The 25,555-nt window shown below is 59.1% G+C and carries 27 protein-coding genes; 17 read left to right on the top strand and 10 right to left on the bottom strand.

Translation table 11 applies throughout. From position 1 onward, the window contains the following. Positions 1 to 62: 62 nt before the first annotated feature. The 6 genes from BCF46_RS02010 to secG form a co-directional block, all read right to left on the bottom strand. Positions 63 to 815: a phosphate/phosphite/phosphonate ABC transporter substrate-binding protein gene (locus tag BCF46_RS02010; RefSeq protein ID WP_121021210.1), complete on the bottom strand. Its 753-nt coding sequence runs from the start codon at positions 813 to 815 to the stop codon at positions 63 to 65. Beyond that, positions 812 to 1,258, bottom strand: a complete 447-nt coding sequence (locus BCF46_RS02005; protein ID WP_121021208.1) for a tellurite resistance TerB family protein — start codon at positions 1,256 to 1,258, stop codon at positions 812 to 814. The genes BCF46_RS02010 and BCF46_RS02005 overlap by 4 nt, the downstream gene beginning before the upstream one ends. 39 nt (positions 1,259 to 1,297) lie before the next feature. Next, positions 1,298 to 1,591, bottom strand: coding sequence for a DUF1330 domain-containing protein (locus BCF46_RS02000; protein ID WP_121021206.1), 294 nt, complete (start codon positions 1,589 to 1,591; stop codon positions 1,298 to 1,300). 19 nt (positions 1,592 to 1,610) lie between these two features. Continuing rightward, positions 1,611 to 2,009, bottom strand: a complete 399-nt coding sequence (locus BCF46_RS01995; RefSeq protein ID WP_121021204.1) for a tellurite resistance TerB family protein — start codon at positions 2,007 to 2,009, stop codon at positions 1,611 to 1,613. 3 nt (positions 2,010 to 2,012) lie between these two features. Beyond that, entirely contained in the window at positions 2,013 to 3,656 is a 1,644-nt protein-coding gene (locus BCF46_RS01990; RefSeq protein WP_121021202.1) for a CTP synthase, read from the bottom strand. A gap of 180 nt (positions 3,657 to 3,836) precedes the next feature. Continuing rightward, positions 3,837 to 4,208, bottom strand: coding sequence for a preprotein translocase subunit SecG (gene secG / locus BCF46_RS01985; protein WP_121021200.1), 372 nt, complete (start codon positions 4,206 to 4,208; stop codon positions 3,837 to 3,839). A 141-nt stretch (positions 4,209 to 4,349) separates the two neighbouring features. On the opposite strand from secG, the gene BCF46_RS01980 reads away from it, so the two are divergent. Both BCF46_RS01980 and BCF46_RS01975 read left to right on the top strand, forming a co-directional pair. After that, positions 4,350 to 5,645 (top strand): adenylosuccinate synthase, encoded by a 1,296-nt coding sequence (locus BCF46_RS01980; RefSeq protein ID WP_073139640.1) that lies wholly within the window; start codon positions 4,350 to 4,352, stop codon positions 5,643 to 5,645. Between the two features lie 12 nt (positions 5,646 to 5,657). Beyond that, complete coding sequence (locus tag BCF46_RS01975; protein WP_121021198.1) at positions 5,658 to 5,882, top strand: DUF2842 domain-containing protein; 225 nt, start codon at positions 5,658 to 5,660, stop codon at positions 5,880 to 5,882. A gap of 98 nt (positions 5,883 to 5,980) precedes the next feature. Here BCF46_RS01975 and BCF46_RS01970 read toward each other — a convergent pair whose 3' ends face one another. Continuing rightward, entirely contained in the window at positions 5,981 to 6,424 is a 444-nt protein-coding gene (locus tag BCF46_RS01970; protein WP_121021196.1) for a GFA family protein, read from the bottom strand. 227 nt (positions 6,425 to 6,651) lie between these two features. Next, positions 6,652 to 8,838 carry a hypothetical protein gene (locus tag BCF46_RS01965; protein ID WP_121021194.1) on the bottom strand — a complete coding sequence of 729 codons (2,187 nt, stop codon included), beginning with the start codon at positions 8,836 to 8,838 and terminating at the stop codon, positions 6,652 to 6,654. 182 nt (positions 8,839 to 9,020) lie between these two features. On the opposite strand from BCF46_RS01965, the gene BCF46_RS01960 reads away from it, so the two are divergent. From BCF46_RS01960 to BCF46_RS01905, 12 genes are all read left to right on the top strand, one after another. Then, complete coding sequence (locus tag BCF46_RS01960; protein ID WP_342768404.1) at positions 9,021 to 9,725, top strand: thiamine diphosphokinase; 705 nt, start codon at positions 9,021 to 9,023, stop codon at positions 9,723 to 9,725. Positions 9,726 to 9,821: 96 nt separating this feature from the next. Further along, complete coding sequence (locus BCF46_RS01955; RefSeq protein WP_121021193.1) at positions 9,822 to 10,886, top strand: Hint domain-containing protein; 1,065 nt, start codon at positions 9,822 to 9,824, stop codon at positions 10,884 to 10,886. 61 nt (positions 10,887 to 10,947) lie between these two features. Continuing rightward, positions 10,948 to 11,736, top strand: coding sequence for a ribose-5-phosphate isomerase RpiA (rpiA, locus tag BCF46_RS01950; RefSeq protein WP_121021191.1), 789 nt, complete (start codon positions 10,948 to 10,950; stop codon positions 11,734 to 11,736). 16 nt (positions 11,737 to 11,752) lie between these two features. Then, complete coding sequence (gene gorA, locus BCF46_RS01945; RefSeq protein WP_121021189.1) at positions 11,753 to 13,114, top strand: glutathione-disulfide reductase; 1,362 nt, start codon at positions 11,753 to 11,755, stop codon at positions 13,112 to 13,114. A gap of 78 nt (positions 13,115 to 13,192) precedes the next feature. Continuing rightward, on the top strand, positions 13,193 to 14,377 hold the full coding sequence (hflK, locus tag BCF46_RS01940) for an FtsH protease activity modulator HflK (protein WP_121021187.1): 1,185 nt from the start codon (positions 13,193 to 13,195) through the stop codon (positions 14,375 to 14,377). Then, positions 14,377 to 15,261: a protease modulator HflC gene (hflC, locus tag BCF46_RS01935; RefSeq protein WP_121021185.1), complete on the top strand. Its 885-nt coding sequence runs from the start codon at positions 14,377 to 14,379 to the stop codon at positions 15,259 to 15,261. Before hflK ends, hflC begins: the two co-directional genes overlap by 1 nt. After that, on the top strand, positions 15,261 to 15,458 hold the full coding sequence (locus BCF46_RS01930) for a DUF2065 family protein (RefSeq protein WP_121021183.1): 198 nt from the start codon (positions 15,261 to 15,263) through the stop codon (positions 15,456 to 15,458). Before hflC ends, BCF46_RS01930 begins: the two co-directional genes overlap by 1 nt. A gap of 99 nt (positions 15,459 to 15,557) precedes the next feature. Beyond that, entirely contained in the window at positions 15,558 to 15,908 is a 351-nt protein-coding gene (locus tag BCF46_RS01925) for an ArsR/SmtB family transcription factor (RefSeq protein ID WP_121021181.1), read from the top strand. 1 nt (position 15,909) lies between these two features. After that, positions 15,910 to 16,437, top strand: a complete 528-nt coding sequence (locus BCF46_RS01920) for an SRPBCC domain-containing protein (RefSeq protein ID WP_170157838.1) — start codon at positions 15,910 to 15,912, stop codon at positions 16,435 to 16,437. 347 nt (positions 16,438 to 16,784) lie between these two features. Continuing rightward, positions 16,785 to 17,786 carry a sterol desaturase family protein gene (locus BCF46_RS01915; protein ID WP_121021177.1) on the top strand — a complete coding sequence of 334 codons (1,002 nt, stop codon included), beginning with the start codon at positions 16,785 to 16,787 and terminating at the stop codon, positions 17,784 to 17,786. A gap of 286 nt (positions 17,787 to 18,072) precedes the next feature. Beyond that, positions 18,073 to 19,482, top strand: a complete 1,410-nt coding sequence (locus tag BCF46_RS01910; RefSeq protein WP_425454406.1) for a Do family serine endopeptidase — start codon at positions 18,073 to 18,075, stop codon at positions 19,480 to 19,482. A gap of 117 nt (positions 19,483 to 19,599) precedes the next feature. Next, the gene (locus tag BCF46_RS01905; RefSeq protein ID WP_121021173.1) at positions 19,600 to 20,670 is read left to right on the top strand and encodes a fatty acid desaturase family protein; all 1,071 of its coding nucleotides are present in this window, start codon (positions 19,600 to 19,602) and stop codon (positions 20,668 to 20,670) included. A gap of 49 nt (positions 20,671 to 20,719) precedes the next feature. Here the strand turns inward: BCF46_RS01905 and BCF46_RS01900 are convergent, their stop codons facing one another. Beyond that, complete coding sequence (locus BCF46_RS01900) at positions 20,720 to 21,271, bottom strand: peptidoglycan-binding domain-containing protein (protein WP_170157837.1); 552 nt, start codon at positions 21,269 to 21,271, stop codon at positions 20,720 to 20,722. A gap of 212 nt (positions 21,272 to 21,483) precedes the next feature. On the opposite strand from BCF46_RS01900, the gene BCF46_RS01895 reads away from it, so the two are divergent. Next, positions 21,484 to 21,807, top strand: a complete 324-nt coding sequence (locus BCF46_RS01895) for a 2Fe-2S iron-sulfur cluster-binding protein (RefSeq protein ID WP_121021169.1) — start codon at positions 21,484 to 21,486, stop codon at positions 21,805 to 21,807. 2 nt (positions 21,808 to 21,809) lie between these two features. Next, positions 21,810 to 22,553 carry an FG-GAP repeat domain-containing protein gene (locus tag BCF46_RS01890; protein ID WP_121021167.1) on the top strand — a complete coding sequence of 248 codons (744 nt, stop codon included), beginning with the start codon at positions 21,810 to 21,812 and terminating at the stop codon, positions 22,551 to 22,553. A gap of 71 nt (positions 22,554 to 22,624) precedes the next feature. Here the strand turns inward: BCF46_RS01890 and purD are convergent, their stop codons facing one another. Next, positions 22,625 to 23,887: a phosphoribosylamine--glycine ligase gene (gene purD / locus BCF46_RS01885; RefSeq protein ID WP_121021165.1), complete on the bottom strand. Its 1,263-nt coding sequence runs from the start codon at positions 23,885 to 23,887 to the stop codon at positions 22,625 to 22,627. Positions 23,888 to 23,951: 64 nt separating this feature from the next. Between purD and xseA the strand changes: the two genes are divergently transcribed. Beyond that, on the top strand, positions 23,952 to 25,502 hold the full coding sequence (gene xseA, locus BCF46_RS01880) for an exodeoxyribonuclease VII large subunit (protein WP_121021163.1): 1,551 nt from the start codon (positions 23,952 to 23,954) through the stop codon (positions 25,500 to 25,502). The last annotated feature ends 53 nt before the right edge of the window (positions 25,503 to 25,555 follow it).

Here is a 25,555-nt window from a genome sequence, read left to right as displayed (position 1 = left end):
ATTGTATAACAGTCAGTTAATAGGGCCGATTTCTGAAGTTTTTGCAATGGGGTTTCGCCCGGTTACGCAGGGTCACCTGCTGGCGCAGGCGGGATCGGTAGGTCAAGATAGGTTTGCGGGGGCAAAGAGGTGACGCTCGAAAGACCCAGAGTTGCCTTATCTGTATCGCTGAGCATAGCGATCGCATGCTTCAAAGCGCGCCGCGTGGTTTCAGGTGGTAAGGGCAGGGCGCTGATGTAAGGCAAAGTAGGCGTAGGCTCCGTTTGATCTATGACGCATAGGGCGCTGGCAAAGCTGTCCCACTTGCAGATCATTTGCCATGTCAGCGCGTCGATGGCGGCGATTTCTGCCCTGCCTTCTGCCACGGCGATCGCAGATGCGCGATGCGCACCGGTCTCTAAGATTGGCCCCAAGGACAAGCCAGCAGCGTGCATGTGATGATAGAGCGCGGCCCAACCACTTTGGGACATCGGATCGTTATAGGCGGCTGTTGCGCCGTCGAACTCTGCCAAAATCGCACCTGCGCGCGAGCGGCGGGCGATGATGACCGAGTAATAATACCCCGGCGGGCAATCAAGGTGCAGCACCGGCGTTGCCACCAAGTTCACCTTGCCAGCCAGCCGCGCGCGATACGGGAAGCCGCAGGTTTGCGACAGGATCAGGTCGGGCGACAGCCAATGATCCATCAGGTCGGGGATGTCGCGGGTCAGCTGCTGGGGGCGGGTGCCGTCCAAACCATCTTGGATCAACTGCCAGAATCTGTCATTTGCGGCCGCGGTTTCCGGCCGGTCATACATTGGCAGGCTGGCGATCATGACAATCGGGCTTCAACCCTTTGGCGCGCATGGGCGCTGTCACGGTCGTTGATGCCCAGAAGTGGGGCGATCAAGCGCAGCGCGCCTTCCTCTTCGTGGTCGCGTTCACCGTCAGCAAGAACTAGCTCCCACAGGGCTTCGACGACTTCCATACGATCATCCAAATCCACCGCGTCCTTGACAGAACGGGTGAACTTTACGGTGTCATGGGCGGAAGCTTCGATTTCTTCGGCCTCCGCACGCAACGCTGCGGCTCCTGTGGCGTCCAGATCGGGGTAATGGCGCGCCAGAATCACGTCGATCTTGGCCACTTCGCTGGTGGTGTACTCGTCATTGGCGCGTGCCACGCGGACAAGCAGGGCAGCGAGGGCAAGACGGGCGTCACTGGCATCCAGCGGTTCGTCTTTGGCGGCGGTTAGCCGTCTGAAAAAATCTGCAATCATAGAGATAAAGGATAGGCCGGAGGGGACAGTGTCAACCAGCTAGCCGTCATATCCTTCGACGATCACGAGATCAGCGCTGGAGATCGGATTTCGGATCGCAAGGGCCGCTTGGTAGGCAGGGCTGTCATAGCAGGCGTGTGCAGCTTCCAGCGATGGAAACTCGATCACGACGGTACGGGACTTGGCTTCGCCTTCGCGAACGTCCTGCGTGCCGCCGCGCACCACAAACCGAGCGCCAAATTCTTTGAACGGGGCGGCGTTGGCGGCTTTGTATTGCTCGTAGACCTGCGGGTCCGAGATTTCAGCGTGGGCGATCCAATAGGCTTTGGGCATAGGGCGTCCTTACGTGTGCTTACTTAAATTGCGCGTCAAGGCCTACAGCGAGAACCTTGATCAGCGCTTCCTCCTCGGGGTGATCGACTCCGTCCGCAAGTGCCACATCGGCCAGCGCTTTGAGTAGCGCGCGGCGTTGCGGGGCAGGGATATTGGCGTTGATAAGTTCCACGAACTGGGCGGTGTCAGGGGCCGCTTTTTCCAAGCGCTCGCAATCCGCGCGCATTTTGGCCGAGTCCACGGGGGACAGGTCGAACTGCGCAGCTAGAACGCGGTCTACGACGCCGATTTCCGTCACGTGGTAATTGTTGTCAGCCTTGGCCATGCGCACCAGCAACGCGCCCAGCGATAGCTCCGCAGTGGCAACGGGCAGAGGCAGGGCCTCGGGGGTGGCGCGTTTGAACCATTTCTCAAACATGAGCTATACCAACCTCGAATTGTCCTTGGCAGCCCGCACGAAGTCGCGGAACAGCGGGTGAGGGGCGAAGGGTTTGGATTTCAACTCAGGGTGGAACTGCACGCCGATAAACCAAGGGTGATCTTTGACCTCGACGATCTCGGGCAGCTTGCCGTCTGGCGACATGCCAGAGAAAACCAAACCGTTCTTTTCAAGCTCTTCTTTGTATTTGATGTCCACCTCGTAGCGGTGGCGGTGACGTTCCTCAATGGCCGTTGTGCCATAGACCTCCGCCACTTTCGACCCTGCGGTGAGCGTTGCGTTATATGCGCCCAAACGCATAGTACCACCCTTGTCGTCGGTTTCCTTGCGTTTGACCTTGTGATTGCCCTGCACCCATTCCTTCAGGTGATAAACCACTGGTGTGAAACGTTTCTTACCCGCTTCATGGTCGAATTCTTCCGAGCCGGCATCCGTCAAGCCAGCCAGATTGCGCGCAGCTTCGACAACAGCCATTTGCATGCCCAGACAGATGCCCAGGTATGGAATTTTCTTTTCGCGGGCGAATTGCGCCGCCTTGATCTTGCCCTCAGTGCCGCGCTCGCCGAAGCCGCCGGGGACCAGAATGGCGTGGTAGCCTTCCAGATGGGGTGCAGCGTCCTCACGGTCGAACACCTCGGCGTCAACCCAGTCCACACGGACCTTGACGCGGTTGGCCATGCCGCCATGCATCAGGGCTTCCTTGATGGATTTATATGCGTCTTCCAGCTGGATATACTTGCCGACGATGGCAATGCGAACCTCGCCTTCATAGTTGTGTACGCGGTCGGACACATCTTCCCACACTTCCATCTTGGGTTTTGGGGCGGGCGAAATGCCGAACGCATTCAGAACGGCAGTGTCCATACCTTCTTTGTGGTAGGCCAGCGGCGCGTCGTAGATTGACGGCAGATCGTAGGCGGCAATCACACTGTCTGGGCGCACGTTGCAAAACAGGGCAAGCTTTTCACGCTCTTTTTCGGGGATCGGATGCTCGGAACGGCAGACCAGAATATCCGGCGCGATGCCGATAGATTGCAGTTCTTTGACCGAGTGTTGCGTTGGCTTGGTCTTCAACTCGCCCGAGGCCGCCAGATAGGGCAGCAGCGTCAGGTGCATGAACAGGCACTCGCCACGGGGGCGTTCATGTGCGAATTGGCGGATGGCCTCGAAGAACGGCAGGCCTTCGATGTCGCCGACTGTGCCGCCGATCTCGCAGAGCATGAAGTCAACTTCGTCATCGCCGATATCAAGGAAGTCTTTGATCTCGTTGGTGACGTGAGGGATCACTTGGATGGTTTTTCCAAGATAGTCCCCGCGACGTTCTTTTTCCAGAACAGTGGAATAAACGCGACCTGAAGAGATGGAATCAGTATTGCGCGCCGCCACGCCCGTAAACCGCTCGTAGTGGCCAAGGTCCAGATCGGTCTCGGCGCCATCATCGGTGACGAACACTTCGCCATGCTCAAACGGGCTCATCGTGCCGGGGTCGACGTTCAGGTAAGGGTCCAGCTTACGCAAGCGAACAGAATAGCCACGCGCTTGCAGCAAAGCGCCCAAAGCCGCCGAGGCCAATCCTTTACCTAAAGAAGAAACCACCCCGCCGGTGATGAATACGTATCTTGCCATGGCTGGATGTGCCCCGTGTTACCTGCATTTATTGGTGTTTCAGGGCATCGAAATGACCTTACTCACGGGATTTACGACATAGAGGATTCGCAGCACTCCCGCAACCGCGCGCCGCAACATTATGTGGGCGGTTTTTCCTAACCGCCCATAATTAGTAGTAATTTGGTTTGATCGACGGTTTTACTCGTCGACGCGTGGTGGCGCCAATGGTGCGTCACCTGTCGCGGGCAGGGTCGGTGGCAATAGCGCGTCACCTGCAGGTGCCTCGGTCGGCGCGGGGGCCGTGATCGCTGTTGTATCCAGCACCGAGCCGCCGCTTGAATTGCGCGCAGCAAATACCGTCAGACTGATCGACGTGATCAAGAACGCGATGCCAAAGACCCATGTGAGCTTGCCGAGCGCAGAAATCGCTGGGCGACCTGACATAGCGCCGCCACCGCCGCCACCACCACCGCCCATACCAAGGCCACCGCCCTCTGAGCGTTGGATCAGCACGATCACGATCAGGCACAAGGTGATGATCAGGTGGACTGTGAGAACGATGTTTTCCATGGGGCAGGGGCCTATGACGCAATTGTTTGGTGGTATGTAGTAGGGGCGGCGTCGTGGCGCAACCCGCCAATTGAGGCTTTCCCCCATGCGGCGGCGCTTGTATACGGGCGCGGGTTTAATCTCCGATACAAGGAATTCAGCATGGCCAATGTGGTAGTTGTCGGCGCGCAATGGGGCGACGAAGGCAAAGGCAAGATCGTAGACTGGCTGTCGGAGCGTGCAGACGTCATCGCGCGCTTCCAGGGTGGTCATAACGCAGGCCACACGCTGGTCATCGACGGCAAGGTTTACAAGCTGTCGCTGCTGCCATCCGGCATCGTGCGCGGCGGCAAGCTGTCGGTCATCGGCAACGGCGTCGTGCTGGACCCTTGGCATCTGGAAAAAGAGATCGCCCTGCTGCAAGGTCAAGGCGTCGAGATCAACCGCGACAACCTGATGATCGCGGAAAACACCCCGCTGATCCTGCCCGTGCATGGCGAGCTGGACCGCGCCCGCGAAGAGGCCGCGAATCCCGGCACCAAGATCGGCACCACCGGTCGCGGCATCGGTCCCGCCTATGAAGACAAGGTCGGCCGCCGTGCCATCCGCGTCGCCGATCTGGCCGACCGCGAAACACTGGAAACCCGCGTCGACCGTCTTTTGGTGCATCACGACGCCCTGCGTCGTGGCATGGGGCTGGAGCCTGTGGACCGCGACGCCTTGCTGGCCTCGCTCGAAGCTATCGCGCCATCGGTGCTGCAATTCGCGGCCCCCGTCTGGAAGGTGCTGGCCGAGAAACGTAAAGCAGGCAAGCGCATCCTGTTCGAGGGCGCGCAAGGCGCGTTGCTGGATATCGACTTCGGGACTTACCCTTTTGTGACTTCCTCCAACGTGATCGCAGGGCAGGCGGCGACCGGCTCCGGCATGGGGCCGGGGGCGATTGATTTTGTGCTGGGCATCGTCAAGGCCTACACCACCCGCGTCGGCGAAGGCCCGTTCCCGTGCGAGTTGAACGACGCAGACGGCCAACGTCTGGGCGAGCGGGGCCATGAGTTTGGCACCGTCACCGGACGCCAGCGCCGCTGCGGCTGGTTCGACGCGGTTCTGGTGCGTCAGACCTGTGCCACTTCCGGTGTGTCCGGCATCGCGTTTACCAAGTTGGACGTGCTGGACGGGTTCGAGGAGTTGAAAATCTGCGTCGGCTACGAGCTGGACGGCGAGCGCATCGACTATCTGCCCACGGCCTCCAGCCAGCAAGCGCGCTGCACGCCTATTTACGAGACCATGCCCGGCTGGTCACAATCCACCGAAGGCGCGCGCTCTTGGGCCGATCTGCCCGCAGAGGCAATCAAATACGTGCGCCGCGTGGAGGAGTTGATCGACTGCCCTGTCGCACTACTCTCTACTTCGCCCGAGCGGGAAGACACGATCCTCGTGACTGACCCGTTCTCGGACTAAGGAGGTTCTCGCGTGGCCCTAAGCTACAAAGCACGTCGCCGTTGGGCGCTGGTGATCTTGGTGATCGGCTTGCCGCTGTATATCGCGGTGGCGTGGTGGTTGGTCGGTACGCTCGAGCGGCCTAACGTTCTGGTGGAGATACTTATCTACGTGGTGCTCGGCATCGTCTGGGCGCTGCCGTTCAAGTTCATCTTCAAGGGAATTGGCCAAGCCGATCCTGATGCGGAAGACCGGTAGGCCGCGGAGTAGGGGACATCTTTGGTTAAAGGCCAAGTTCCACACAAGGACAGCCAAGCGCAAGAATGTTGCCGTTCGTGCTGCCCGCACAATGGTGGCTAGCTTTGATGTGAAACCACCTTTGCATTCCACGCTTCGTTGTCAGCAACGGTATCATGGTCCGGTTCGGGTAGCTCGCCAATGCCATCGACAAAGCTGCATCGGAAGCGATGGTTGATTTGAAGCGTTGGAGGGGCAATTTCAGGATCGTCTAGCGTACCAGTTGCAATCTCAAGCAGATCATCGTCGAAGTTCTCAAGGCTCAGCGGGGTTCCGCAATCGCCACAGAAACCACGTTGGCTGACGTTTGAACTCGCAAACAGGCGACGTTTGCCGGTCGTCCATTCTAGGCCGTTAGCTATGACAAGCGGCGCATAAAATGCGCCAAAAGCGCGCTGACACATGCGGCAGTGGCACACAGACGAACGCCCGAGAGATACAACTTGGTATCGCACCGCGCCACATTGGCACCCGCCAGTGATCAAATTCTTCTCTTCTTTCATGCTCACAAGATCACATCAAAGCCGCCCTACGTCCAGAGCAGCCATTCTTGCGAAGCGCAGACATTGGATAACCACTGGTTGGATATTTTATGTGGTGTCGTTAAGTTCGTGTTCCCCGATATTCTAACGCGCAGCGAACCTGTTCAACGCGAAACGGGGAGCGCATTGCTGCGCTCCCCGTCCCGTGGTTGGTGCCCAGCCGGGGCAGACCCGGCCAGCGGGCCTCATTAGGCAAATTGCGAGCTCTTGGAGAGCGTGAATTTGCCATTGTCGGTCTTGATGATCTTGCCGGTGCGCAGCAGCGTGCCGAAGGCGCGCAGGCCATCTTCACGTGACGGCACGTCAGGGGCAGAGATCAGCGTCAGCTTGCGCATCAACATCGGGCGGGTGAAGTGTTCGACCCCCTCGATTTCAACGAAATGCGCAGCGGCTGCTTCAAGTAGGTCGGGAAGTTCCAGAGCACCGGCATTTGCAGCGTATTCTTCGAAGGTGATGAGATTTCCTTCGCCGACAAGGTTCTCGTCGTCGAACTCTTCTTCCATTTCTTCCTGAAGCGCCAGATTGCCGTGGGTTACGCGGCGTGGGCGAATGTCGACGCCAGTAGCCGAGGCTGCGATAGCGTCAGCGGAGTCCGCCGGATGGTCGATACGCTGCTCACTGACCAACACAAGTGGTGACGGACGGTCAGAGCGGCTGCTTGAAGCGACAGGGCGCGAAGGACGAACCACGCGGGCCAGATCGTCGCGATACTGGTCCAGTTCGTCTTCCTCGCGCTTGTCGGCAGCCTCTGCGATGCTGCTATCAGCTTTTGTCGCCGCCACGGCGGCTTTCAAATGCGCGATTGAGGCGCGGCGGACCGAGCTTTCATCGTTTTCCAGACGCGAGCTGGTGGTGCTCATCAGACGTTCGATGGCATCGTCTTCGGCCATGGCGGCAAAAGACTTGCGCTTGGGTGCATCTTCGTCGGCGTGATCTTCCGCTTCCGCTTCCGCTTCCGCTTCCGCTTCCGCTTCCGCTTCCACGGTTTCGTCGGAAACCTCTTCTGCTTCTGCTTCTGCTTCTGCTTCTGTTTCAGATTCAGCAACCACCTCGGTTTCGACTTCGGTCTCAACGTCAGCTTCGGCTTCTGCCTCAACCTCAGGTTCTGCTTCGTCGACATCGGCCATCAGGGACTTCAGGACGTCCTCAGATCCATCGTCCTCGTCCATGATGGACGCGGTCTCAGTCTCTTCGTCCGCATCCAAGGCCGGAGCGTTAAAAGAGCTGTTCAGGCGGGAGAGGATGTCATCAGCGTCGTCGTCCTGTGGTTCGTCTTCTTCCACAGTGGCGTCTGCAACAGGCGCGTCGTTTTCTTCGATTTCGACATCCCCGGTGACAGGGTTGTCGAGCGTTGCGACTTCGGCTTCGACCTCGGCCAGTTCGGCCATCAGTTCGGCTTCCATCTCTGGCGGAAGCTCGGCTTCTTTGGCGGCCTGAGCGGCCTCCATGTCGGCGCGAGAGATTTTCTGGACGACGATCCGGCGGCGCGGCTTGTTGCGCAACGGGCTGACGTCTTCATCGACTTCATCCGTGCCGGCTTCGTCGGCCAACTGATTGTACTCGGTGGTTTCATCGGTATCTGCGTCGTCGTCAGAAACTTCGATCTCAGCGTCTTGTGCTGTCTCGCTGTCTGTTTCGACTTCGATCACAGGTTCAGCCTCATCCGTGGTTTCAACTTCGACCCCAGCTTCGACGTTGTCTGTCGCGGCCTCAACCTCAGTCTCGTCGGCGGCGGCTTCCTCGTTGGCCACTTCCTCGGCAACACCCTCGGCGTCAGAATCAGCATCGGTCAGACCGGACATGACCGCATCAAGCGTGTCATCGTCGTCGTCCTCGAAGCCTGTGTCGATTGGCGTGTCGAAGAGTGAGCTTGGAGCGTCGTTTTCAAGGTCTTCAAACCCAGTCGTACTAAACTCTTCGGCGTGCTGGTCTTCGCTATAGGGCGCGGGGGCGGTGTTTTCGCGGGCGACCACGGCGCGGATGCGCTGCAGTTTCTCGGCCACGGTGTCACCGCCGCCATGCTCTGGCGCTGCAATCGTCGGCGCCACATAGGCGCGCACGGGTGTTTGCTGAGGCGATGTTGGAACATCAGACACGGAGGACATGACGTCGGCCTTCGGTGCCGGGCTCTGCTCTTCCCGGCGGTCGGCGGTCGGCATCTCGACTGCCAAGGCGCGTGTCTCTGTCGCGACCTGCGATGTTGCCTCGGTCTGGCGCAGGATCACTCCGTTATCTGCCAATTCGGCGGCAACACGGCGCTGGATCGTGCTTTCTGCAATCTTGTGCAGCATTTCTGTATCCGGCGTCGGAGGCTCCGCGCCGAAGTAGCGGTCATCAGCCGCCAAATCGCGGAAATACTCCGCGATAGCTTTCATTGTCGAGAACGGCTCGTCGAACCCTTCTAGCGTGCATGAAAACGTCCCATATGAGACTGTTAGAATCTTACTATCACCAACCACGGTAAACTCACTTTCTCCCCAACCACGAGCAAAGCTACCATCCGGAAATTCACGAACCAAAACAAAATCGGCCGTTTTCCGATGAATTATACGTAGAAATGTTGTCGATTGTTTCCAGTGTGTCCATTAATACACGCACTATGGCAAGAATTGTACACACCCCCTTATTTGTGACACTTTTGGGTGGGGGTCCGACACATTTTAGCCATGTAATTCAATCGCTTACCAAGGCACCGATTCTCGTTTGCGCGGACGGTGGCGCTGAGTTGGCGGTGACTCATGGATTAGAGCCCGAAGCGGTGATCGGAGATATGGACAGTCTTAGCGCGAAAGCACGGGCCGGACTTGATCCAGCCTGCGTGCATCATATAGCCGAGCAAGACAGCACCGATTTTGAGAAATGCCTGCGATCTGTCAGTACGCCCGCCATTCTGGCGCATGGCTTCACCGGCGGACGGATGGATCATCAGCTGGCGGCATGCACGGCACTGGTGCGCCACCCCGAACAGAAGTGCATTCTCATGGGCGAGGAAGATTTGTGTTTTCTGGCACCACTGAACTTTCAGATTGATCTGCCCGTTGGCACCCTGTTTTCCCTCTATCCCATGGGGGAGGTGTCTGGGCGCAGCGCAGGGCTGAAGTATCCGATTGACGGTATATCCATGTCCCCTGCCACGCGGGGCGGCACATCCAACGAAGTGTCGGGGCCAGTGTCGCTGTCGTTTTCGGCACGGTTGATGTTGGTGCTTTTGCCGCTGGAGCATGTGGATGCGGTGTTGGACCGTCTTGTCTCGTCTTCATAAAGTTTGGCTAAAACTCTCGGTGTTCAGCCCCTCGCTGTAGCCCCGAGTTAACACTTTGCCGTCAGACAGACCTTCGGATGCACCGGAGCGAGGGACATGGCTGACTATAGTTTTCATACCTATGCACCAGACGTGCTGGTGTTTAGCGGCGGCACGTTTACGCTGTCGTCGTCCTATGACTTTCGAACTGATCGCAATCTTGTCGAATATCGCGATGATGATTCTCAGTTTGATGGCTCCAGCAATGGTGGCCCATCCGGTGCGGACGGGAACCAGACAGGCAGTGCGTATAATGATCAGGGGGATTTGATCGAGGCGGGCGACGTCTATGTTAGGGCATATGCCGAGCTTCAGGCACCAGACGGGACGGTCATTACCATCGACCGGATTGAAGTGGACGGTGTTCACGTGGGCTACGTCCCAAGCCAGCCGCTCGTGCCGGGGGCGGTGTATAATGTCACTTTCTCCCAAGCGGTCACCACCAGCAATTCGATGGGGCATTCCTATTACGCTGCAAATTCAGTGCCATGCTTTGACGCCAACACGCGGATCGAGACGGCAGATGGCTCCGTGCTTGTGTGCGATGTCATGCCGGGTCAACTGGTGATGACGCTGGATCACGGTTTGCAACCTGTCCGGTGGCGGTGCGACCGACGGGTGGATTTGAGGCGGGCCGAGGAGGCTGATTTGCCGGTCCTTATCCCCGCCGGCGCTTTGGGAGCAGCGCGACCCATGCGTGATCTTATTGTGTCGGCGCAGCACCGAATGCTGTTAGGCCATCGGTCGCAGGCGGCGGCGCTTGCGCCTAGACAAACACTTGTACCGGCGAAAGCGTTGATCGGGCAGGTGCGTGGTGTCAGGTATATGCGCGGACGCCGTGTTGCGCGCTGGGTGCATTTGGCGTTTGAACGCCACCAAATCGTCACCGTCAATGGCGCTTATTCCGAGAGCCTGCTTCTGGGGCGGGTTTGCCTGAATGGCCTTCTTCCAACGCAGCGAAACAGTTTGGAAAGATTGATTGCGAACGGAGAAATTCAGGCGGCGGCACCCGCGCGTCCGTGCCTTGGGGTCAGTGCGGCGCGCCGTATGATGGGGTCCTCTCGCCTTCGCCCAGACGCAACGCGGCTTTCCGAACGAGAGCGGCTTTTTTCGCTCCATTAAGCCTCGCCCCCCGTGCTCTTAGCGCGTATAAGCGCCTCGGACACCACACGAGGACACTTCTATGTCAGGCACGCTCTCTCCCATTGATAAGGCCAAGTTCGTCGCGGCCAAACGCGCGGTGGATTACGTGGAAGACGGCATGAAGGTCGGTCTAGGTACGGGCTCCACAGCTGCGTGGATGGTGAAATGCCTCGGCGAGATGGTCCGCGAAGATGGGTTGAAGATTACTGGCGTGGCCACGTCTACCCGAACGGCGGAGCTTGCCCTTCAGGTTGGCGTGCCGATCATAACGCTGGACGAGGCCAAATGGCTCGATCTGACCATCGACGGCACGGATGAATATGACCACAACCTGAACCTGATCAAAGGCGGCGGTGCGGCGCTGTTGATGGAAAAGATCGTGGCCACAGCATCAGATCAGGTGATCGTGATTGCTGACCTGTCCAAGCAAGTCGAAACCCTTGGCGCGTTTCCACTTCCTGTGGAAGTGATCCCGTTCGGCTGGCAGACCACTAAAGCGCTGATCGAGGAGTCGTTGGTGAACCTAGATGTGCTGGGCCGTGACTCCTCACTGCGGATGAACGGGGCGACGCCGTGCATCACCGACGAGGGCAATTACATTCTAGATCTGCATCTGCGCCGCATCGGCAACCCGCGCCAGCTGTCTTTGGTCATGAACCAAATTCCAGGCGTGGTCGAGAACGGACTGTTCATCGACATCTGTGACGTGGTTGTGATTGGTAATGGCGACGGGTCTGTGGAAGTTCGCGATATCAACAACGGGACCGTAGAGCATGAGCGGATCGACGTGCTAGAGACGGACAACCTGTTCGTAGACATTGCAGATTAAGTTAAGGACAGCACACATGGAATTCGACTTCGATCTATTCGTTATTGGTGGCGGCTCAGGCGGCGTGCGTGCCGCGCGCGTGGCGGCCGGCGGTGGGGCAAAGGTTGGCTTGGCCGAGGAAAGCCGTATGGGCGGCACCTGCGTGATCCGTGGCTGCGTGCCCAAGAAACTGATGGTCTTCGCGTCCGGCTACCGCGACGCGATGGGTGAGGCGGGTGACTACGGCTGGGAGGTCTCCACGGGGGACTTCGACTGGACCAAATTCGCCACCCGGCTGAACGGCGAGCTGGACCGCCTCGAAGGCGTCTACCAGAACCTGTTAAAAAATTCCGGCGTCGAAGCTTTCGCCATGCGGGCCACAATCGTCGATGCGCACACGGTGGCGCTGGCGGATGGTTCGCGTAAGTCGGCCAAGCATATTTTGATTGCCACCGGCGGGCGCCCTGTGCGGCCCTCTGAGAATTTTGATACCGGTCTGGCGATGGTTTCCGACGACATCTTCCAAATGGACAAGCTGCCGAAGTCGGTACTGATCGTCGGCGGTGGCTATATTGCGTGCGAGTTCGCCTGCATTCTGCATGGGTTGGGCGTTAGGGTAACGATGTTCTATAGAGGTGCACAAATCCTGCGCGGGTTTGATGACGAAGCACGGGGCCTGATTGCCGACATGATGGCCCACCGGGGCATCGAAATACACACTGGCACCAATATCCTCGACATGAAGAAAAGCGATGACGGCTTGTGGGTGAAGGGCACCAACGGCACCGAACATGCGTTCGAGCAAGTGCTATATGCCACCGGTCGAGCGCCCAACACAGACGGGCTGGGGCTGGAAAATGTGGACGTCGAAGTAGGCCGCAGCGGCGAGATCGTCGTGGACGAATATAGCCAGACAGGCCAGCCATCTATCTATGCAATTGGCGACGTGACCAACCGCGTGAACCTAACACCAGTGGCGATCCGCGAGGGCATGGCCTTTGTGGAAACCGTATTCAACGGTAACCCGACTCCAGTAGATCACGATCTGATCCCGTCAGCGGTGTTTACGCAGCCTGAAATGGGGACCGTCGGGCTGTCAGAGGAAGAGGCGGTGGAAAAGGGGCCAGTGGACATCTATTCCACATCGTTCAAACCGATGCAGCAAAGCTTCATCGGCCGCGAAGATCGCGTTTTGATGAAGCTGGTCGTCTGCAAGAACACAAGCGTCGTGCTAGGCTGCCATATCGTGGCCCCCGCAGCGGGTGAAATGATCCAGCTCGCGGGAATTGCCGTGAAGATGGGGGCGACCAAGGCGCAGTTCGATCAAGTCTGCGCCGTTCACCCGACGATGTCGGAAGAGCTGGTAACTATGAAGATACCTGTTCGTTCCATAGCTTAAACGCTTGATATTCGGGGCAAGACGCCCACTTAACACGTAACAACGGATACAAACTAATTCATAAGGGGAAAATGCTGCATGGCCGGTAACAATGGCGGACCTTGGGGCGGCGGTGGAAACCGCGGCGGAGGAGGCGATCAGGGCGGATCTAACGGCTCTGGCAATGGAGGCGGCGGTGGCCGTCCACCAGGCGGAGACGGACCGCAGATCCCAGAGATCGATGAGTTGATGAAGAAGGGCCAAGAGCAGCTTCGCGTTCTGATGGGCGGTCGCGGTGGCGGCTCGAACAACGGATCAGGCGGCGGAGGCACTGGCGCCGGTGGCGGCTTCTCAAAAGGCACGTTTGTGCTGATCGGTCTTGGTGCCGTCGCGCTGTGGCTGTTCCAGTCGTTCTATACCGTGAAGCCTGAAGAACAATCGGTCGAACTGTTCCTTGGCGAGTACTCCGCCACGGGCGGCCCCGGTCTGAACTTCGCGCCATGGCCCGTAGTCACGGCCGAGGTTCTTCCTGTGACGCGAGAGCAAACCGAAGACATCGGTGTAGGCGGTCGTGGTGAAAGCGGGTTGATGCTGACCACGGATGAAAACATCGTCGATGTGGACTTTCAGGTGGTGTGGAACATCAACGACCCCGCCAAGTACCTGTTCAATCTAGCCGCACCGCGCGAAACCATCCGCGCCGTGTCCGAGTCAGCCATGCGTGAGGTCATCGCGCGGTCCGAGCTAGCGCCGATCCTGAACCGGGATCGTCAGGTGATCGCAGATACAACTCAACAGTTGATCCAGAATACCATGGACCAATACGATTCCGGCGTGAACATCGTCCGTCTCAACCTCGACAAGGCGGACCCGCCGCGCGAGGTGATCGACAGCTTCCGCGAGGTGCAAGCCGCCGAGCAGAAGCGTGACACGCTGCAACGTCAAGCGGATACCTATGCGAACCGTCAGTTGGCTGGTGCGCGTGGTGAAGCGGCCCAGCTTCTGGAGCAGGCCGAAGCCTACCGCGCTCAGCAGGTTAACCAAGCCGAAGGTGAAGCATCGCGCTTTACAGCCATCTTGGAAGAATACAACAAAGCCCCTGAAGTGACGCGCAAGCGTCTATGGCTGGAAACGGTCGAGCGGGTCTATGGCGGTGCCAACAAGATTATCCTCGACAGCGCAACTGAAGGCGGTGGCGGCGGAGGAGGGCAGGGCGTTGTTCAATACCTGCCGCTCAACGAGCTGATCCGCTCTGGCACGACTAACTCTGGAGGGTCCAACTGATGACCAAAGGAACAATTTCACTGGTTGCCCTCGCAGGCATCATCTTCGTGATCCTGTCTTCGGTGTTTATCGTGGACGAGCGCGAAAAAGCACTGGTCCTGCAATTCGGGCAGATCAAATCTGTCAAGGAAGAGCCGGGCCTCGCCTTCAAAGTCCCGTTCATTCAGGACGTGGTCAAATATGACGACCGTATCCTCGCGCTGGACACGGTGCCAACGGAAGTTACCCCGTCCGATGACCGTCGTCTGGTGGTGGACGCGTTCGCACGCTACCGCGTGTCGGATGTGGTCCAGTTCCGCCAAGCGGTTGGTGTCGGTGGCCTTGCCGCCGCAGAGGACCGTTTGGAAGGCATCCTGAACCCGGTTATTCGGGAGGTTCTGGGCTCGGATGGCGTGACGTCGAACACCATCCTGTCCGCCGACCGTGCGGCCCTGATGCAGCGTATCACCACACAAGCCCGCGCCAAAGCGTTGCCGCTGGGTCTTGAGGTTGTGGATGTGCGTCTTAAACAGACCAACCTGCCGGAGCAGAACCTTGAATCGACCTTCAGCCGGATGCGCGCAGAGCGTGAACGCGAAGCCGCGGACGAGATTGCCCGTGGTGAAGAGGCGGCTCTCAGGGTTCGGGCGCAAGCAGACCGGACCGTTGTGGAGCTGGTCTCCGAGGCGCAGAAGTCTGCCGACATTACCCGTGGTGAAGCCGACGCCCGCCGCAACGCGATCTTTGCGGAAGCCTATGGCGCGAACGAGGAATTCTTTGAATTCCGTCGCTCGCTGGACGCGTATGAGACAGCTATCAAAGGCGACAACTCGACGTTGGTGATCAACCCTGACAACGCGTTCTTTGATTACCTGAAGTCCGATCAGGGCGCGGCGGCGAACTGATGCTAACCCATATCGCACTGGCCGTCGGTCTTGTGCTCGTGGTCGAGGGGCTGGTGCTTGCACTGGCCCCTTCGCGCATGGAGGATATCGTTAAGGCACTGGCCGAAATTCCGCCCGAGACACGCCGCATGTTGGGGCTGGTTACGGTGGCGCTTGGTGTGCTTTGTGTTTGGATATCCAAAGGTGCATTTGGCTGATTGACGCCGCGCGCAACTTCGATCCCCCGCATACTATCATCCCCCGCCTTTGATTCCATGGCCGCTTGACTCAACTCAATTATGTAATAATGTAATTACATGATTACTAATGATGAGATGGACGCCACTTTTCACGCCCTGGCACACACCACGCGTCGCGCGATCCTTGATTTGGTCAGGGCAGAGCCGGGCGTGACGGTTGGCAAAATGGCGAGCAATTTTGATGTCAGCCGTATTGCGGTGATGAACCATCTGGCCGTCCTTGAAAAAGCGGGTCTTGTCATCAGCGGGAAAGATGGCCGGTCGCGCAGGCTCTATATGAACGTGATGCCAATTCAAGACGTTTACGATCGCTGGACCGACACGTTCTCTGCCCATTGGGCCGACCGGCTCAGCACAATCAAACATGCAGCAGAAGCGGCGGCGCGCAAGCCGGAAGAGGGGAATTAGAATGACCGAACCAGTATACGCAAAGGCCAATATCAATCGCACCTTTATCAACGCTCCGATCGAGACGGTTTGGTCCACTTTGGTTGCCACAGACAAGGCGCTCCCGTTTTTCTTCGGCTCGATTTGTCAAACAACTGATGGCCTCAAAGTAGGCGCGCGCTACCGGATGGTTCATCCCAACAAAAAGGTGGCGATGGTCGTGGGCGAGGTATTGGCGTTCGAACCGCCCCATATTTATGCGCACAGCTTCCAGATGACCAATATCGACGAGCCTTCTTGCAAGGTGACCTACGAACTGGTCGAGAAAGACGGCGGCACGGAGTTCACCCTCACCATCGAGAACGCAATCGAAGGCGGCAAGCTGATCAAGGAAATGGTGTCGGCGCAGGGCTTTATAGGCACGAATTTGAAGGCGCTGTGCGAAACAGGACGGCCTGCCTTCACGGGCCGGATGGTCGGCATTTTGTCACCGATTTTCGGACTTTTGGCTAAGAGAAATCAACACATTGAGAACTGGCCACTCGACTGAGCAGGACATTCTAGAAGCGGAACTGAAGGCAAAATCCCTGACGTCACGGCCACTACAAGCATGAACACCATCCCCCGGTATGGGTGAAGATCGTCGCTGTCATTGGGGTCGTCTGGTGTAGCTTCGGGCTGATCCAATTTTGGTTTGGATACTCAATGGATACGGTCCACGTAGTGGGGAGTGGTGCAATCACCGCAGCACATGCCGACGCCGTCGACGGCACGCCGCTTCTAGTGACGCTCGCGTTTTTTCTGCTGAGACGCCGGACCTCCGGACGAATGCAAAGAGGATGCGCTTTGGCAAGTTGTTCTTGACCAATGGTGGGCCATTGTCGCTAGCTTGGTTGCATGAGCAACGAGAACGCCAATATCGACGAGCATGGACAGCGACGTGACCGCCGTGGCGAGTGGCGCCCGGAGCGCCCCGTTGGCTTTATGCCGCTCTTTGACTGGCCAACGACACCGAAGATCGTCGCGAAATGGTTCTTTGGAGTGCCCGGGTTTCTGGTGCCTTGGTACGGGGTCTATCTGCTGATCACCGTCATCGCCTATCTGTTCTTCACGCCCGAGATGGCGCGGATGCAGGTCTTGTCGCTGGGGTGGGCGTCGGAAATCCTGCTGCGCAATGTTGTGATGGTGGGGCTGTTCACCGGCGCGTTGCACCTTTGGTTGTACCGTTTGCGCGGGCAGGGGCGGAAGCGGAAATATAACGCCAACTGGATGGCGAAAAACGACAAGCGGTTCCTGTTTCGTGATCAAGTCTACGACAATGTGTTCTGGTCCATGGTCGGCGTTTTGGTGTGGTCGCTGTTTGAGGTTGGGCTGTGGTGGGGCTATGCCAACAACGCTTTGCCGTTTAGCGGACTGGCTGCGAACCCCGTCTGGTTCGTGCTGTGGATGCTGCTTATGCCGTTCTGGCGCAACTTCCATTTCTACTGGATACATCGCCTGATCCATTGGCCGCCGCTGTACCGCACGGTGCATTATCTGCACCACAAGAACGTCAATGTCGGGCCGTGGTCCGGCATGGCCATGCATCCGGTGGAACATGTCATCTACTTTAGCTGCATGTTTATCCACCTCATCGTACCGTCGCATCCGCTGCATATGATGTTCAACGGGGTGACCACGGCCCTTGGCCCTGCCGTCAGCCATTCCGGCTTTGACGAACTGGTCTTTGGTGACGCCGCTGCGATCCGCAAGGAAAAGTTGATGCATTACCTTCATCACCGCTACCACACAGTGAATTTCGGCGAGAGCGCGGTGCCGTTGGATAAGTGGTTCGGCAGTTTCCATGATGGCACGCCAGAGGCAGATGCGCGGTTCCGCGAAGGCCGTGCAAAGCAGTGAAGTCACGCCCTTTGTGACAGGAAGCAGCGTGAATTTGCCGATCTTTCCGGGGGTGATGTGCTATGCTGCCTTGTGCTGGGCTGTCACAACTCTCACAGTGAGTTGAAGCAATGCGACACAGCGGGAGCTTGATAACCCCTGCACAGACGCACAGGTTATGTGCATAGCGCGTCTTGCCCGTACCGGGTGGGGGACGGCGCTGCACAGGCAGAGTTCGCAAAGGAGCGAAGACGTGAAAGCAGATATTCTCACTCAAACAAATAGGCAGACAGGTCCGATGCGCGCTATGGGCGCACTGATGTTAGGACTGGTATTGGTACTGGCGCAGGCCATTTCCGCCAATGCCAAGATGCCTGAAAGCTTTGCGGATCTGGCCGATCAGGTCAGCCCCGCCGTTGTTAACATCACCACTTCCACCACCGTTGCAGGTGTCGATCAAGGTCCGCGCCCGATTGTGCCGGAAGGCTCGCCATTGGAAGATTTCTTCAAGGACTTCCTTGACCGCCAGCAAGATGGACAGCGCCCGCGCCGCTCCTCCGCGCTTGGCTCGGGCTTTGTGATTTCCGAGGACGGCTACATCGTCACCAATAACCACGTGATCGACAAGGCCGACGAAATCGAAATCGAGTTCTTCTCTGGCGAGAAACTGGATGCCAAACTGATCGGCACCGACCCGAAAACCGACATCGCGCTGCTGAAAGTCGAAAGTGACAAGCCATTGCCATTCGTCTCGTTTGGCGACAGCGACGCGGCACGCGTAGGCGACTGGGTTGTGGCCGTTGGTAACCCGCTGGGCCAAGGTTTCTCGGTTTCCGCAGGGATCGTGTCACAACGTGGCCGCGCCTTGTCCGGCACCTATGATGACTTCATCCAGACCGATGCGGCGATAAACCGGGGCAACTCTGGCGGACCGCTGTTCAATGTGGATGCCGAAGTGATCGGCGTGAACACCGCGATCCTGTCGCCGTCGGGCGGCTCCATCGGGATCGGTTTTTCGATGGCATCTAACGTGGTCACCAAAGTAGTGGATCAGCTCAAAGAGTTCGGCGAAACCCGTCGTGGCTGGTTGGGGGTTCGCATCCAGGATGTGACCGATGATGTGGCCGAGGCGCTTGAACTTGCTGATGCCAAGGGGGCGCTGGTGACGGACGTACCTGACGGCCCCGGCAAAGACTCAGGCATCAAGGCCGGTGACGTGATCACCACTTTTGATGGCAACGATGTCAAAGACACCCGCGAGCTGGTTCGACTGGTAGGGAACACGACCGTGGGCAAAGCGGTCCGTGTTGTCGTGATCCGTGACGGTAAGTCCGAGACGTTGAAGGTTACTCTTGGCCGCCGCGAAGAGGCCGAAGCCACCGCCGTACCAGTGGCTATGGACAAAAGCGACGTTGAAGAGACGACGATCCTTGGCATGACTGTCGCCGTTTTGAACGGTGACTTGCGCGAGCAACTGGGTCTGGACGACGGGCTTGAGGGTCTGGTGGTCAAGGATGTGGCCGAGGACAGCGACGCTTACGAAAAGGGCCTGCGCGCGGGCGACTTGATCGTGGAAGCTGGTCAACAAAAGATTGCATCCGTGGATGATCTGGAGGCCCGCATCGACGAGGCGAAAGAGGCGGGGCGCAAGTCGTTCTTGATGCTGATCCGCCGCGAAGGGGATCCACGCTTTGTCGCGCTGAGCCTCGAAGAGTAAGCACCACCTTATAGGCAATCGACAAGGGCGCTCCGGTCGGGGCGCCCTTTTTCGTCAAAGGATGTATACAGCCGGCAGGGAATTGACCGCTGTTCACGCCGTCGCTAGCGTGCCTCTATGGTCAGGGATTATTCACTTGCGGGCGAGACGGGGCGTTCGGCTGATGATTGTGCGCTGACAAATCCCAACTGGTATCGCCCGCAGGTTGATCCGACAGCTATTCGCGCGTTGATGAAAAAGTCAGATGCAATCGCCCTGCGTGATACGCTTCTTTGGATTGGCGGCATGATCGTTTCTGCGGGTATAGCGATTGCGCTGTGGCCGTCATGGTGGTCGGCTCCGTTCTGGTTCATCTACGGTGTTCTCTACGGCTCGGCGTCGGATTCCCGTTGGCACGAATGCGGGCATAAAACTGCGTTTGAAACTGCTTGGATGAACAATGTGGTCTACCATATCGCCAGCTTCATGCTCATGCGCAACCCGGTGGTTTGGCGGGCCAGCCATGTCAGGCACCACACGGATACGGTCATCGTCGGGCGAGACCCGGAAATCGTAGCGATGCGTCCACCTGATTTGGCGCGGCTTGTGCTCAATTTTTTCGGACTGGTTGACGTATATCACCTTGTGGCCCGCATGATATTGCACGCGCGCGGTCGTCTCCATCCAGACGAGGCAACCTATGTGCGCGCGGCGGATCACAATAGGGTTTTTCTCGTCGCCCGCATCTGGTTGCTGATCTACGCTTGCATAGCCGCTCTGGCGCTTTGGATGGGGTCGATACTGCCCTTCATGGTTGTAGGACTTCCGCGTCTCTACGGCGCTTGGCACCATGTAATGACCGGGGTGCTGCAACATCTAGGGCTTGCGGAAAATGTGACCGACCACAGGTTGAACACCCGTACAGTTTTGATGAACCCGATCAGCCGTTTTATCTATCTGAACATGAATTACCACGTCGAACATCACATGTTCACTATGGTCCCGTATTACCGCCTGCCTCAGCTCCATGAATTGATAAAGCACGATGTACCCCGGCCAGAACCGTCGATCTGGGCGGCGTTCAAAAGGCTGGTTCCGGTTCTTGTGAAACAGCTGAGATACGAAGACGCGGTCATTATTCCGGTTTTGCCGGAAGGGGCCAATCCTTACCGCGAAGAGGTGGAGCGCCTGCGTCCGTTTGCCGTGTGATCAATCAGTACGCTATGGCCGCAATATACAGAAGCTGGCCGCAAAGATTTTAGCCGTCAGACGTGTCCATCTCCAACTCCACCGCTATCAGCCCAAGCTGACGGGCCGCACTTTGGCTCAGGATCGCGCTGTCGAGGCCTTGGGGCGTCTGGTATGCCTGCACCGCTCGTAGGGTGCGGTGGTCCATCACGCCCGTGGCGTCGCCACGATATAGGCCACGCACCGACAGTGCGCGCTGCAAGGTCATCACGAAATCGGGGGTCATGTCAGCGTCGCAGGTGCGGGTGAACCAACGACCATCACCCTCGTTGAAGGTTTGAGGGCGGGTGACTTCACGGTAAATCGCAGGGGACAGTTCTTCGCCATTGGGGCCGATCTCGGCAGGTGTGGCGACGACGATATCCGACACGATCTCGGTGATTTGAGGGCCGGGTATATGCGCCCAGCACACGCCGGGCATATCGGCAGGGGGCTTCATGTCTGTTGCAGTGATATGTGTGGGCGAGATCAGTTTCGTCACATCGGGGACGATAGGCACAGGCGCACAGCCCGCGACAATCGCGAGCGAGAGAACAGCGCCAAGGCTGCGATTGGGGATCATGTGGGGCATAACTGCTCGGCCCTATGTTTTGCGGTCTAACGCCGCGTTCTGTTCACATTAGCGCAACATCCTCGGTCGCGCCATCCGCGTGGAGAAGGGCAAGTGGAACACTGCGGCTTTCGGGTCGCAGGGCGGTGCCACTCAGGGACTGGCAAAACCCCGCCGCTTGCACTACATGGCTGGTGACAAACGCTAAGACAGGGGCCGGACAGATGGCAAAAATCACCTATATCGAGCATAATGGCACAGAGCATGTCGTGGATGTGGCCAACGGGCTGACCGTCATGGAAGGCGCGCGCGACAATAACATTCCAGGCATCGAGGCCGATTGCGGCGGTGCCTGCGCCTGCTCGACCTGCCACGTCTATGTGGATGAGGCCTGGGTGCCGAAACTTCCGGCCAAAGAGGCGATGGAAGAAGATATGTTGGATTTCGCGTACGAACCGGACGTGGAGAAGTCCCGCCTGACCTGCCAGTTGAAAGTCTCCGACGCGCTGGACGGCCTTGTCGTGCGCATGCCAGAAAAACAAATCTAAGCATGGCGCGGCGTCTCTCGTCGCGCTTACTGCCCCGTGTCGCGCGCCGCGCGTGGCTGGCCGCGTGCCTGATTGCGGGCGGGGCTGCCGCGGCTGACACAATTGTCGAGGCGCGATACGCCGAGCCCACCAGCCGCTACGCCCACGGCATTCTCGGCGATGCCATCGAATGGGGCGCACTGGAACTGGTGGTCGAAGACTGGGCGCATAAGACCAAACGCATAATTCGGCTACCAAAGGATCGCGTGTTTGAAGACGTGGCGCCGCGTTTGGCCGATGTCGACGGCGACGGCAAGCCCGAGGTGGTGGTGGTCGAGACTCAGGTGAATACTGGCGCGCAACTGGCCATCTATGACGAGACCGGCAAGATCGCAGCCACCCCGCATATCGGGCGCGCCAACCGCTGGCTCGCGCCTGTGGGCGTCGCTGATCTGGATGGTGACGGACATATCGAGCTGGCCTATATCGACCGCCCGCATCTGGCAAAAACCTTGCGCATCTGGCGCTACCGCGATGGGGCGCTAGAGCACGTGGCCGACCAGCCGGGCCTGACCAACCACCGCATCGATGAGCGCGATATCGGCGGCGGATTGCGCCATTGCGACGGCACCCCCGAAATGATCACCGCCTCCGCCGATTGGCGCCGCGTCATCGCCACGCGCTTTGACGGCACATCCTTCACAATGCGCGATGTTGGGCCACATAGGAATCGCCAGTCACTGGATGCCGCACTATCATGCAATTAGAACCTGCGTTTCATCTTGGCAAAAATATTCCGGGGGGCCGCAGGCGGGGGCAGCGCCCCCTCCAGCCCTGCCTACAATGCGCGCCAGCCGATATCTGTCCGGTTAAAGCCTTCCGGCCAGTCGATCCGCTCGACCATCGCATAGGCACGCTTACGCGCCTCCGCCAATGATGCACCACGCGCAGTAACGCTCAACACACGCCCCCCCACAGCAGTAATCTGCTCGCCCTTGGCCTTGGTGCCTGCATGGAACACCATATTAGAGCTGTCCTCGGGCAATTCATCCAGCCCGCCAATGACCGAGCCTTTCTCATACGCTCCGGGATAGCCGTTGGATGCCATCACCACGGTGATTGCATGATCGTCCGCCCAATTGACCTTTGCTTCCGCCAGCCGCTCCTCGGCGCAGGCTAGCATCAAGTCCAGCGCCTGCGCGCCCAACCGCATCATCAGTACCTGACATTCAGGATCGCCGAAACGGCAGTTATATTCCACCAGACGCGGTTGCCCGTCCTTGATCATGAAGCCTGCGTAAAGCACGCCTTGGTAGGGGGTGCCGCGCCGCGCCATCTCGTCAATCGTGGGCTGCACGATCTTGGCAATTGCTTTGGCTGCGATCTCGTCGGATAAAACGGGGGCAGGGGAATAGGCCCCCATGCCGCCAGTGTTCGGCCCTTCGTCGCCGTCAAACGCGCGCTTGTGGTCCTGCGCGGTGCCGATGGGCAGCACGGTTTTGCCATCGGACAGCACGAAATAGGAGGCTTCCTCGCCCTCCATGAATTCTTCGATCACAACTTCCGCACCCGCGTCGCCAAACGCCCCGACCAGCATGTCATCCAGTGCGTCCAGAGCGGTGGCAATGTCCATCGCCACCACAACCCCTTTGCCAGCAGCTAGACCGTCGGCCTTGATCACGATCGGCGCGCCTTGCTCCTCGACATAGGCCTTCGCGGCGTCCAGATCGGTGAAATGTGCGTAGCCGGCAGTGGGGGCATTCGCCGCGTCACAAATCTCCTTGGTGAAGCTTTTGGACGCCTCCAGCCGCGCCGCCGCGGCTGACGGCCCGAAGCACAATATCCCCGCCGCACGCAACGCATCGGCCACCCCGGCGGCCAACGGGTCTTCAGGCCCGACGATGACAAAATCCACCGAATGGTTCTGCGCGAAATCCACCACCGCGTCGGGGTTCATGATGTCGAGCGCCGCACATTCCGCCACACTGGCAATCCCTGCGTTGCCCGGGGCCACGATCAGCCGGTCGCATTTGGGGTTCTGCATCACCGCCCATGCCAATGCATGCTCGCGCCCGCCGCTTCCAAGGATCAATATGTTCATCGCTGCTTCCCCTCCGGTTTCGGGCGTTCTAAGCTGCGCGCGCAGGCATCACAAGAGCGACGACATGGACCTTCTCGAAGACGACACGCCCGGGCGCAACGAGCCGGAATACACGGTCTCGGAAATCTCCGGCGCGGTGAAGCGCACCATCGAGGGCGAGTTTGGCCGCGTGCGCATCAAGGGCGAGGTCGGTCGGGTGATGATCGCGCGCTCCGGCCATGTCTATCTGGACCTGAAAGACGACCGTGCGGTGCTGGCGTCTATCATCTGGAAAGGGCAGGCGGCAAAGCTGGCGGTGCAGCCCGAAGAAGGCATGGAGGTCGTGGCCATCGGCAAGCTGACGACCTTCCCGGGCCAGTCCAAATACCAGATGGTGATCGAAGACATCCGCCCCGCCGGTGTCGGCGCACTGATGGCGATGCTGGAGAAGCGCAAGAAGGCGCTGGAGGCCGAGGGCCTGTTCGACCCCGCCCGCAAAAAGCCCATTCCCTACCTGCCGGAAATCATCGGCGTGATTACCTCGCCGCAGGGTGCAGTAATCCGCGATATCCTGCACCGCCTGCGGGACCGCTTCCCGCGCAAGGTGTTGATCTGGCCCGTCGCCGTGCAGGGCGAGGGTTGTGCGCCGCAAGTGACGGCGGCCATCGAAGGGTTCAATGCGATGACGCCGGGCGGGTCCTTGCCGCGCCCCGATTTGATCATCGTGGCCCGCGGCGGCGGCTCTATCGAGGACCTGTGGGGCTTCAACGACGAAAGCGTCGCGCGCGCGGCGGCGGCCTCGGACATACCGCTGATTTCTGCGGTCGGCCACGAGACGGATACGACCCTGATCGACTACGTCTCCGACATCCGCGCGCCCACCCCGACCGCCGCCGCCGAGATTGCCGTGCCGGTGCGGCTGGACCTTCTGGCCACCGTCGACAGCTACGGCGCGCGCATGGCGCAAGCGCTCAGCGGCATGGTTGGCGCACGCAAGCAACGGCTGGCCGATCTGTCCCGTGCCCTGCCACGCGCGAGCGAGCTCACCCAGACCGCGCGGCAGCGCTTTGATCTTGCGGGCGGACGGCTGGATGCATCGCTGAAGGCAGGGACCGCAACAAAGCGACTGTCTTTCGAAAAAGCGGCCTCGCCTTTGCGCCCGTCGATTCTTGCGCGCCAGACAGAGCGGATGACCGCGCGGCTCGATCAGGCGGGCGGGCGTCTGGCTGTGGCGCTTGAGCGGCGCGCCGAGCGGTCGCGCGCGCAATTTGACCGCGTGTCGGGCGGGCTGTCGCTCAAGGGCATTCAGCGCGACCTCGGATTGCAGCGCGACCGCCTTGCGCGCGCCACCCGCACGGCCTCTCAAGCGGGCAGCATCCAAGTCAAATCATGGCGCGACCAGATGGAAAAGCTCGACCGCCTGCGCGAAACGCTGGGCTATCAGGCGACGCTGGAGCGCGGCTATGCAGTCGTCTGGGACGGTGACAAGGTCGTCACCAACAGCACGCAGGCCAAAAAAGCCACCACATTGGAGGTGCAATTCAAAGACGCCCGCATCCCGGTCGGCGCTGCCGCCAAAGCCGCTCCCAAGCCAAAACCTTCGAAACCCGGCCAACCCGGTCTCTTCGACGACTGACCGTCCCCATCATTGCTTCAAAAATACCTCGGGGTGTGGGGCAGCGCCCCGCT

It is taken from the genome of Litoreibacter meonggei (genome assembly GCF_003663885.1).
GTDB lineage: Bacteria > Pseudomonadota > Alphaproteobacteria > Rhodobacterales > Rhodobacteraceae > Litoreibacter > Litoreibacter meonggei.
Note: the sequence above shows the minus strand (reverse complement) of the source record. Positions and strands in the feature narration are given on the sequence as shown.

What these genes read in the sequence shown, in the direction of transcription:
- BCF46_RS02010 (WP_121021210.1), bottom strand. Translation starts at nt 815, where the DNA reads ATGATCGCCAGCCTGCCAATGTATGACCGGCCGGAAACCGCGGCCGCA.
- BCF46_RS02005 (WP_121021208.1), bottom strand. Translation starts at nt 1,258, where the DNA reads ATGATTGCAGATTTTTTCAGACGGCTAACCGCCGCCAAAGACGAACCG.
- BCF46_RS02000 (WP_121021206.1), bottom strand. Translation starts at nt 1,591, where the DNA reads ATGCCCAAAGCCTATTGGATCGCCCACGCTGAAATCTCGGACCCGCAG.
- BCF46_RS01995 (WP_121021204.1), bottom strand. Translation starts at nt 2,009, where the DNA reads ATGTTTGAGAAATGGTTCAAACGCGCCACCCCCGAGGCCCTGCCTCTG.
- BCF46_RS01990 (WP_121021202.1), bottom strand. Translation starts at nt 3,656, where the DNA reads ATGGCAAGATACGTATTCATCACCGGCGGGGTGGTTTCTTCTTTAGGT.
- secG (WP_121021200.1), bottom strand. Translation starts at nt 4,208, where the DNA reads ATGGAAAACATCGTTCTCACAGTCCACCTGATCATCACCTTGTGCCTG.
- BCF46_RS01980 (WP_073139640.1), top strand. Translation starts at nt 4,350, where the DNA reads ATGGCCAATGTGGTAGTTGTCGGCGCGCAATGGGGCGACGAAGGCAAA.
- BCF46_RS01970 (WP_121021196.1), bottom strand. Translation starts at nt 6,424, where the DNA reads ATGAAAGAAGAGAAGAATTTGATCACTGGCGGGTGCCAATGTGGCGCG.
- BCF46_RS01965 (WP_121021194.1), bottom strand. Translation starts at nt 8,838, where the DNA reads ATGAAAGCTATCGCGGAGTATTTCCGCGATTTGGCGGCTGATGACCGC.
- BCF46_RS01960 (WP_342768404.1), top strand. Translation starts at nt 9,021, where the DNA reads ATGTTGTCGATTGTTTCCAGTGTGTCCATTAATACACGCACTATGGCA.
- BCF46_RS01955 (WP_121021193.1), top strand. Translation starts at nt 9,822, where the DNA reads ATGGCTGACTATAGTTTTCATACCTATGCACCAGACGTGCTGGTGTTT.
- rpiA (WP_121021191.1), top strand. Translation starts at nt 10,948, where the DNA reads ATGTCAGGCACGCTCTCTCCCATTGATAAGGCCAAGTTCGTCGCGGCC.
- gorA (WP_121021189.1), top strand. Translation starts at nt 11,753, where the DNA reads ATGGAATTCGACTTCGATCTATTCGTTATTGGTGGCGGCTCAGGCGGC.
- hflK (WP_121021187.1), top strand. Translation starts at nt 13,193, where the DNA reads ATGGCCGGTAACAATGGCGGACCTTGGGGCGGCGGTGGAAACCGCGGC.
- hflC (WP_121021185.1), top strand. Translation starts at nt 14,377, where the DNA reads ATGACCAAAGGAACAATTTCACTGGTTGCCCTCGCAGGCATCATCTTC.
- BCF46_RS01930 (WP_121021183.1), top strand. Translation starts at nt 15,261, where the DNA reads ATGCTAACCCATATCGCACTGGCCGTCGGTCTTGTGCTCGTGGTCGAG.
- BCF46_RS01925 (WP_121021181.1), top strand. Translation starts at nt 15,558, where the DNA reads ATGATTACTAATGATGAGATGGACGCCACTTTTCACGCCCTGGCACAC.
- BCF46_RS01920 (WP_170157838.1), top strand. Translation starts at nt 15,910, where the DNA reads ATGACCGAACCAGTATACGCAAAGGCCAATATCAATCGCACCTTTATC.
- BCF46_RS01915 (WP_121021177.1), top strand. Translation starts at nt 16,785, where the DNA reads ATGAGCAACGAGAACGCCAATATCGACGAGCATGGACAGCGACGTGAC.
- BCF46_RS01910 (WP_425454406.1), top strand. Translation starts at nt 18,073, where the DNA reads ATGGGCGCACTGATGTTAGGACTGGTATTGGTACTGGCGCAGGCCATT.
- BCF46_RS01905 (WP_121021173.1), top strand. Translation starts at nt 19,600, where the DNA reads ATGGTCAGGGATTATTCACTTGCGGGCGAGACGGGGCGTTCGGCTGAT.
- BCF46_RS01900 (WP_170157837.1), bottom strand. Translation starts at nt 21,271, where the DNA reads ATGATCCCCAATCGCAGCCTTGGCGCTGTTCTCTCGCTCGCGATTGTC.
- BCF46_RS01895 (WP_121021169.1), top strand. Translation starts at nt 21,484, where the DNA reads ATGGCAAAAATCACCTATATCGAGCATAATGGCACAGAGCATGTCGTG.
- BCF46_RS01890 (WP_121021167.1), top strand. Translation starts at nt 21,810, where the DNA reads ATGGCGCGGCGTCTCTCGTCGCGCTTACTGCCCCGTGTCGCGCGCCGC.
- purD (WP_121021165.1), bottom strand. Translation starts at nt 23,887, where the DNA reads ATGAACATATTGATCCTTGGAAGCGGCGGGCGCGAGCATGCATTGGCA.
- xseA (WP_121021163.1), top strand. Translation starts at nt 23,952, where the DNA reads ATGGACCTTCTCGAAGACGACACGCCCGGGCGCAACGAGCCGGAATAC.